Origin of the sequence: Lacisediminimonas sp. (genome assembly GCF_030645335.1) — a bacterium.
Classification (GTDB): Bacteria; Pseudomonadota; Gammaproteobacteria; order Burkholderiales; family Burkholderiaceae_D; genus Lacisediminimonas.
Genome location: NZ_JAUSNH010000136.1, coordinates 1 through 6,887, shown reverse-complemented (window position 1 = coordinate 6,887; position 6,887 = coordinate 1). Strand labels below are relative to the sequence as shown.

General features: G+C 61.8%; 5 protein-coding genes. 4 read left to right on the top strand and 1 reads right to left on the bottom strand.

Translation table 11 applies throughout. From position 1 onward, the window contains the following. Positions 1-799: ATP-binding domain-containing protein (locus Q7T64_RS09880; protein ID WP_304795045.1), on the top strand; the 799-nt coding region annotated here is incomplete at its 5' end. 39 nt (positions 800-838) lie between these two features. On the opposite strand, the gene rmuC is transcribed toward Q7T64_RS09880, so the two are convergent. Further along, positions 839-2,392: a DNA recombination protein RmuC gene (rmuC, locus tag Q7T64_RS09875; protein ID WP_304795043.1), complete on the bottom strand. Its 1,554-nt coding sequence runs from the start codon at positions 2,390-2,392 to the stop codon at positions 839-841. Positions 2,393-2,702: 310 nt separating this feature from the next. On the opposite strand from rmuC, the gene Q7T64_RS09870 reads away from it, so the two are divergent. From Q7T64_RS09870 to Q7T64_RS09860, 3 genes are all read left to right on the top strand, one after another. Continuing rightward, entirely contained in the window at positions 2,703-4,217 is a 1,515-nt protein-coding gene (locus tag Q7T64_RS09870; RefSeq protein ID WP_304795041.1) for a Fic family protein, read from the top strand. Between the two features lie 186 nt (positions 4,218-4,403). Further along, positions 4,404-5,807: a Fic family protein gene (locus Q7T64_RS09865; protein ID WP_304795039.1), complete on the top strand. Its 1,404-nt coding sequence runs from the start codon at positions 4,404-4,406 to the stop codon at positions 5,805-5,807. 254 nt (positions 5,808-6,061) lie between these two features. Then, positions 6,062-6,887, top strand: an 826-nt coding sequence (locus Q7T64_RS09860; RefSeq protein WP_304795037.1) for a class I SAM-dependent methyltransferase, incomplete at its 3' end; no start/stop codon positions are given.

Below are 6,887 nucleotides of genomic sequence, written 5' to 3'. Positions count from 1 at the left end.
GGATGCCGTCGTCTGGCTGACCCGCAACTATCGCTTCGGCAAGGATTCCGCCATCGGCCAACTGGCCGCGCTGGTGGTGGCCGGCGCAGCGGCAGACACGCTGGCCTGGCTGCAGCAACAGCAGTCCCCGCACATCGGCTGGATTGCCGACGACGGCGACGAACTGCCGCCGGCTGCAATGGCGGTGGCCGTGGAGAGCTTCCTGCCCTACACCCGCGTCGTGCACGCGGCCGAGCAGGATCCGCCAGCGGTGCTGGCCGCATTCGACCAGTTCCGCGTGCTGTGCGCCATCCGCAATACCGGGCGCGGCGTCACAGGCATCAACTCGGCGCTGACTGCACGCCTGAAGGCAAGCCTGCCTGTTGCCCCGCAAATGCCCGCCCAATTGCAGGCAGCCTGGTATGTCGGCCGGCCCATCACCATCCTGCGCAACGACTACACGCAAAGGCTCTCCAACGGCGACATCGGCATTGCGCTGCGTGACGCCAACGGTGAACTGATGGTGATGTTTCCCGACCGCGACCAGGGCTGGCGCGCAGTCGGCATCGCCCGCTTGCCGGAACACGAAACCGCATGGGCAATGACGGTACACCGGGCACAGGGATCGGAATTTGCCAACGTGATGACGGTGCTGCCGGGCCGGGCGTCGCGCGTGGTCACGCGCGAGCTGCTTTACACCGCCGTGACCCGGACGAAAGAAGGCTTGGTCCTCGTTGGCACAGCCGCAGCAATCACCAGCGCGGTCGGCACCAAGACCATCAGGGTCAGCGGCTTGTCAGACCGCTTGCGTGAGGAGTAGGGCGGACGGAGTAGGGCGGGACGATATCCCGCCCAGCCCCTAGGCCGCAGACTTCGAAATATCCGAATGCGGCGGCAGCACCAGCGGCTCCAGCGTTGCCGCATCCACCAGCACCGGTGGCAATTGCTTGGTCGGCTTGACGCCCAGCTCGCGCAGCATTTCCGCCTGCCGGATCACATTGCCGCGGCCGCTCGCCAGCTTGTTGTGGGCCGAGTCGTAGGACTGCTGCGCCATCTTGAGCCGATTGCCCAGCGTCTCCAGGTCCTGCACAAAGCCGACCAGCTTGTCGTACAGCTCCGCACCGCGATGCGCGATATCCTGCGCATTCTTGCTTTGCGACTCCTGCCGCCACAGGTGGGCCACGGTGCGCACCACGAACAGCAGGGTCGACGGGCTGACCAGCAGCACGTTCTTTTTCCAGGCATCCATGAACAACTGGTCGTCGCCGGTCACGGCCAGCATGAACGCCGGTTCCAGCGGCACGAACATCAGCACGAAATCGAGCGACTGCAATTCATACAGTTTCTGGTAATTTTTTTCGGACAGGCCGCGGATATGTGCGCGCACGGAATCGAGGTGGCGCTTGGTCGCGCTGGCGCGTTCGCTGTCGGTGTCGGCCAGTACAAACTGCTCATACGCGATCAGCGACATCTTCGCATCGACCACCAGGTGCCGGTCCTCCGGCAGCCGGATCACCACGTCAGGCTGGCCGCGCGAGCCGTCTTCGCGGCTGCGGCTGTCCTGGACCAGGTATTCCTCGCCCTTGCGCAGGCCGGACGACTCCAGTACCCGTTCCAGCACCAGCTCGCCCCAATTGCCCTGGGTCTTGTTCGACCCCTTCAGGGCTTGCGTCAGGTTTTTGGCGTCCTGGCTCAGCGACTGGTTCAGCTCCATCAATTGCTTGACCTGCTCGGCCAGCGCAGTGCGATCCTTGCCCTCCTGCACATACACCTGCTCCACCTTGCCCTGGAACTCATGCAGCTTGGTGCGCAGCGGGTCGAGGATCTGGCCCAAGCTGGCGTGGTGCACCTTGTTCTGCTCGGCGAAGTGCTTTGATTTTTCATCGAGGATGTCGTTGGCCAGTGACTTGAACTGGTTCGACAGCGCCTCCTTGGCTTCCTGCAGCAACAGCAGCTTGTCCGCTGCGGATTCACGCTCCAGTTCCAGCGATGTCGCCAGCTCCGCCACGTTCGCCTGCAGGTTGCGCGACTCGCGCGTCAGCGCCTCGACCTTGTCGCGCGCAATGGTCAGTTCCGCGGCTGTTTTTTCCAGCGCCAGCCGTTCTGCCTCCAGCTGCGTTTCTGCCCGGCCGGCGGTCTCGCGGTAGGCAGAAGCATCGCTGCGCAAGGCGTCGAGCTGCTTTTCAGAGTCCGCCAGATGCTGCTTGAGCTCCGCCGACAAGGACCGAAGCTCCTCGCGCAACTGCTCGCGCTCGATATCGGTCGTCCTGATCCGCTCGGTCGCCGTGGCCAGGCCCACAGCCAGTTCGGAGCGGATTTTTTCAAACGCCGCCCCGCTGCGCGCCTTCGACGCGATCCAGCCGACCAGCAAGCCAAGGGCCATCCCGCCCACACCCAACCAGATAGTTTCCATCGTCACACTGTCCTTTACTGCAAGTTGTCGCCAGCGCATGTTGCTCGATGCGCGATGCCTCGCAGCTTACCTGAGTGCAGGCTCAAAATGTGCGCCTTGCCGGGAGCGGAAAAATCGGTGGATGATGAGCGGTATGGCACGCCGCGCTGCAGGCGCCTGCACCAGCGGTTCAAGGGGTGAATTGGAACGGAGGACTCAAAAAAGCACAATAACCTAAAAACAGATAAGCACAATAACCTAAAAACCGATAAGCACAATAACCTAAATATCGCTATACTCAATAACCTGAAAACGCCTCAAAAGCATCGCCATGGCAACGCCCTCAGAGAACCTTGCTACCTCATTGGGACTCCTGCAAGCCTTGCAGGACGAGGGGGTCGTGGCGATCCGAAGCAGCCAATTGAGTCGCCTGCACCGTGAGCGCCTGGTAAAGAGCGGCTTCTTGCGGGAAGTGGTCAAAGGCTGGTACATCGCGACCCGGCCCGACGAAGTGCCCGGCGAAAGCACTGCCTGGATGACCTCGTTCTGGGCGTTTTGCGCTGGTTACCTGGACGAGCGCTTCCAACAGGAATGGTGCCTGGGGCCTGAGCAATCGCTGACCCTGTTCACCGGCGACTGGACGGTGCCCAGGCAGTTACAGGTACGTTCACCAATGGGCGGCAACAAGCCGCTGGTCCTGCCACACTGCACCTCGATCTTCGACGTGCGGCTGGAAATGCCGCCAGGCACGCACACAGAAATCAATAACGGCATGCGGGTGTACAGCCTGGCAGCGGGGCTCATTGCGAGCTCGCCAACGCATTTCAGCGCGCAGCCCATTGTCATGCGCGCAGCGCTTGCCGCCGTGACGGATGCATCGGAAGTGCTGGGCTTCCTGCTTGAAGGCGGTCACTCCGTTGTGGCCGGCAGGCTCGCAGGCGCATTCCGCAATATTGGCAGGATCGCCATTGCCGACCAGATCAAGGACACCATGCGCGCCGCCGGCTACAGCATCGTGGAAACCGATCCGTTCAAAGGCATTGCACCGCTGGCTATCCCGCTGCAGCACGCTTCCCCCGCCGTCAACCGAATGACAATGACATGGGAAAAAATGCGGGACGAAGTGCTGGAAAATTTTCCGGCGCCGCCGAAATCAAAGCTTCGCAAGGCGGCGTACTTGCGGCAAGTCGATGATGTCTACGCAGCCGATGCCTACAACTCGCTGTCGATAGAAGGCTACCGGGTCAGTGCCGACTTGATTGAGCGCGTGCGTGCGGGCGACTGGAATCCAGGCGCCGATGAAGTTGATCGCAACCAGCGCGACGCACTGGCTGCGCGCGGATACTGGCAAGCCTTCCAGCGTGTAAAACTCAGCGTGGAACGAGTCCTGGGCCGCGAGAACGCAGGGCAAGTCGCCCAAGCCGAACACGGCGCCTGGTATCGCGAGCTGTTCGGCCCCAGCATTACAGCGGGCATACTTCGACCAGCCGACCTGGCCGGTTACCGCAGCGGGCCCGTCTTCATACGTCGTTCCCACCACGCGCCGCCAAATCATCAAGCGGTGCGCGAGTTGATGCCGGCATTTTTTGAATTGCTTCGCAACGAACCCGAACCGGCAGTGCGCGTCGTGCTGGGGCACTTCATGTTCGTCTACATCCATCCTTACTTCGATGGCAATGGCCGCATGGGCAGGTTCTTGATGAACGTCATGCTGGCGTCTGGCGGCTACCCGTGGATCGTCGTCCCGATGGCGCAGCGCGAGGACTACATGGCCGCGCTGGAACAAGCCAGCGTCGAGCGCAATATCGTCCCGTTTGCACGCTTTTTGGGGCAACTCGTCACCTGATCATCAGGAAGGGAAGGGTGGGCCGTGGTCAACCCGGAAGCGGGCCGATACCGGTGCCGGGCCAGTGCTTATTATTTGTCGCGCCAGCACATCAAACGTCAAATAAAACGATAAAACGTCAAATAAATAGATTGAGCGTCAAATAAATTGGCGCAATACTATGTCGCACGACATAAAAATCCTGCGATGCCAAAAGTCATTTCACCTGAAGAGCTGGACCAGTTGGCCGGCCTGATCGCCCGTTCACCGGACGGCGTCGACATCGACCAACTGCTGGCCAGCACGCTCGGACAGCTATCGCGCCGCACCCTGCAGCGGCGCATTGCCGAACTTGTCGCGCAAGGCCGCGTCACCCCGCGCCGTGCCTGGCGCGCCGTCAAATACCAAGCCGTGCACACCTATGCCCAGCCCGTGATTCCGGACATGCAGCACGCCGGCCTGATGGTGCGTGAAACCGACGACTTTCCCGCACCCGCCACCCCCGAAGGCGAACAAATCCAGGCCTATGTGCGCCAACCCGTGCAGAAGCGTCGCCCGGTCGGTTACCACATCGCCTTCCTGGAAGCCTACCAGCCCAACCAGACCTTTTGCCTGCCCGCAAACTTGCGCGAGCAATTGCACAGCATGGGGCGGTCTCCGGTGGGGCAGGCCGCCGCCGGCACCTTTGCACGCGATATTTTCAACCGGCTATTGATCGACCTGTCCTGGGCGTCCTCACGCCTGGAAGGCAACACCTATAGCCGGCTCGATACCGAAAAGCTGATCCAGTTCGGCCAGGCCGCCAGCGGCAAGGACAGCATCGAAACCCAGATGATCCTGAACCACAAGGCCGCCATCGAATACCTGGTGCACGACGCCGAACACCTGAGCGTGAACACCGAAACAATCGTCGCCCTGCACGCACTGCTGTCCGACGGCCTGCTGGCCGACCGCATGGCCTGCGGCCGCTTGCGCCGGCATGCGGTCCAGATTGCCGGCAGCGTCTACCTGCCGAACGCCGTGCCGCAGTCGATAGAAGAACTGTTCGCCCTGATGACCGGCATGGCCAATGAAATCGACGACCCGTTCGAGCAGGCGTTTTTCCTGATGGTGCACCTGCCTTACCTGCAAGCGTTTGACGACGTGAACAAGCGGGTGTCCCGCCTGGCCGCCAATATCCCGCTGATCAGGGCCAACCTGTGTCCGCTGTCCTTCATCGACGTGCCGCAGCGCCCGTATATCGACGCGCTATTGGGGGTGTACGAAATGAATCGCATCGAGCTGCTGCGCGATGTATTTGTCGGCGCGTATGAACGCTCCTGCCAGCAATACGTTGCCGTGCGCAGCCAGCTGGTGCCGCCCGACCTGTTCCGGCTGCGCCACCGCGTTGCACTGGCGCAAACGATGCGTGCGATCGTGCAGGGCGGACTGCCGCCGACAGAAAACGTGGTGCGCCAATCACTGCCGCCGACGGTCCCGTTGCCGGAGCAGGAACATTTCATCAGGCTGGTGCGGGAAGAGTTCGGCAGCCTGCATGCCGGCAATGCAGTCCGGTTCGGGCTGCATGCGCTGGAATTCATGGCGTGGGAACAGAAGCACAGGCGCAATTAAAAGCAGATCCGGCCCGGAGAGCAGATAGTCAAGCCCAGTCTGAGTATTCGCTGAACGAACGCAAACTCAGAAATCAACAGGGCACCACAATCAACGTTGCAGCGCAGGGGAGTCCATTACAAAGCCTACAAGCTGGCAGGCAGGCAAAGTGCTGGCCCGAGTTTGCCGATGCCGGCAAGCATGGCCGGCAAAGCCGTGCAGACGTCAGTGAAGCGGGCCGATTCATCAAGCCCATCAATGAACGGAGAGCAATCATGGCTGAAACCGATGTGACCGCTTCAACTGCAACAATGACCCCCGAAATGGAAGCCCTCAAGGGACGACTGAAGGCAACCTGGATGTCGGGCGACTATGGGCACTTTGCGCAATACCTGTTGCCCGGCGCACTGGACTTCCTGGACCGACTGCAGATTGCGCCCGGTACGCGCATGCTGGATGTGGCCTGCGGCGCAGGGCAGATTGCCATTCCTGCGGCCAGGGCTGGCGTGGATGTGACGGGTATCGACCTTGCCACCAACCTGGTCGAGCAAGCACGTGCCCGCGCCAGCGAAGCCGGCCTCACCACGCGCTTCGACGAAGGCGACGCCGAAATGCTGCCTTACCCTGATGCATCGTTCGACCTGGTGACCAGCCTGATCGGCGCCATGTTCGCACCGCGCCCCGACCTGGTGGCGGCCGAGCTGCTGCGGGTGTGCCGGCCAGGCGGGCGCATCGTCATGGCAAACTGGACCCCGGAAGGGCACGTCGGACAAATGTTCAAAGTCATCGGCAAGCATGTGCCGCCGCCACCGCTGATGGTGTCTCCCTTGAAATGGGGTGACGAAGCAATCGTGCGTGAACGACTGCAGCCAGGTAGCGAATCGATTACCGTCACCCGGCGCATGTATCCGATGCGCTATCCGTTTGCGCCGGCCGAAGTGGTGGAGTTTTTCTTCGAGTTTTACGGGCCGACACTGCGTGCTCTGGCCGCGCTGGACACCGAGGGACAAGCGGCATTGCGCAGCGACCTCGTTGATTTGTGGACCCGAAACAGCCGGGCCACCGACGGGCCCACCGATGTGCAGGCTGAGTTTCTGGAGG

Coding starts and splice junctions, on each gene's coding strand:
- Q7T64_RS09870 (WP_304795041.1), top strand. CDS start 2,703: ATGGCAACGCCCTCAGAGAACCTTGCTACCTCATTGGGACTCCTGCAA.
- rmuC (WP_304795043.1), bottom strand. CDS start 2,392: ATGGAAACTATCTGGTTGGGTGTGGGCGGGATGGCCCTTGGCTTGCTG.
- Q7T64_RS09865 (WP_304795039.1), top strand. CDS start 4,404: ATGCCAAAAGTCATTTCACCTGAAGAGCTGGACCAGTTGGCCGGCCTG.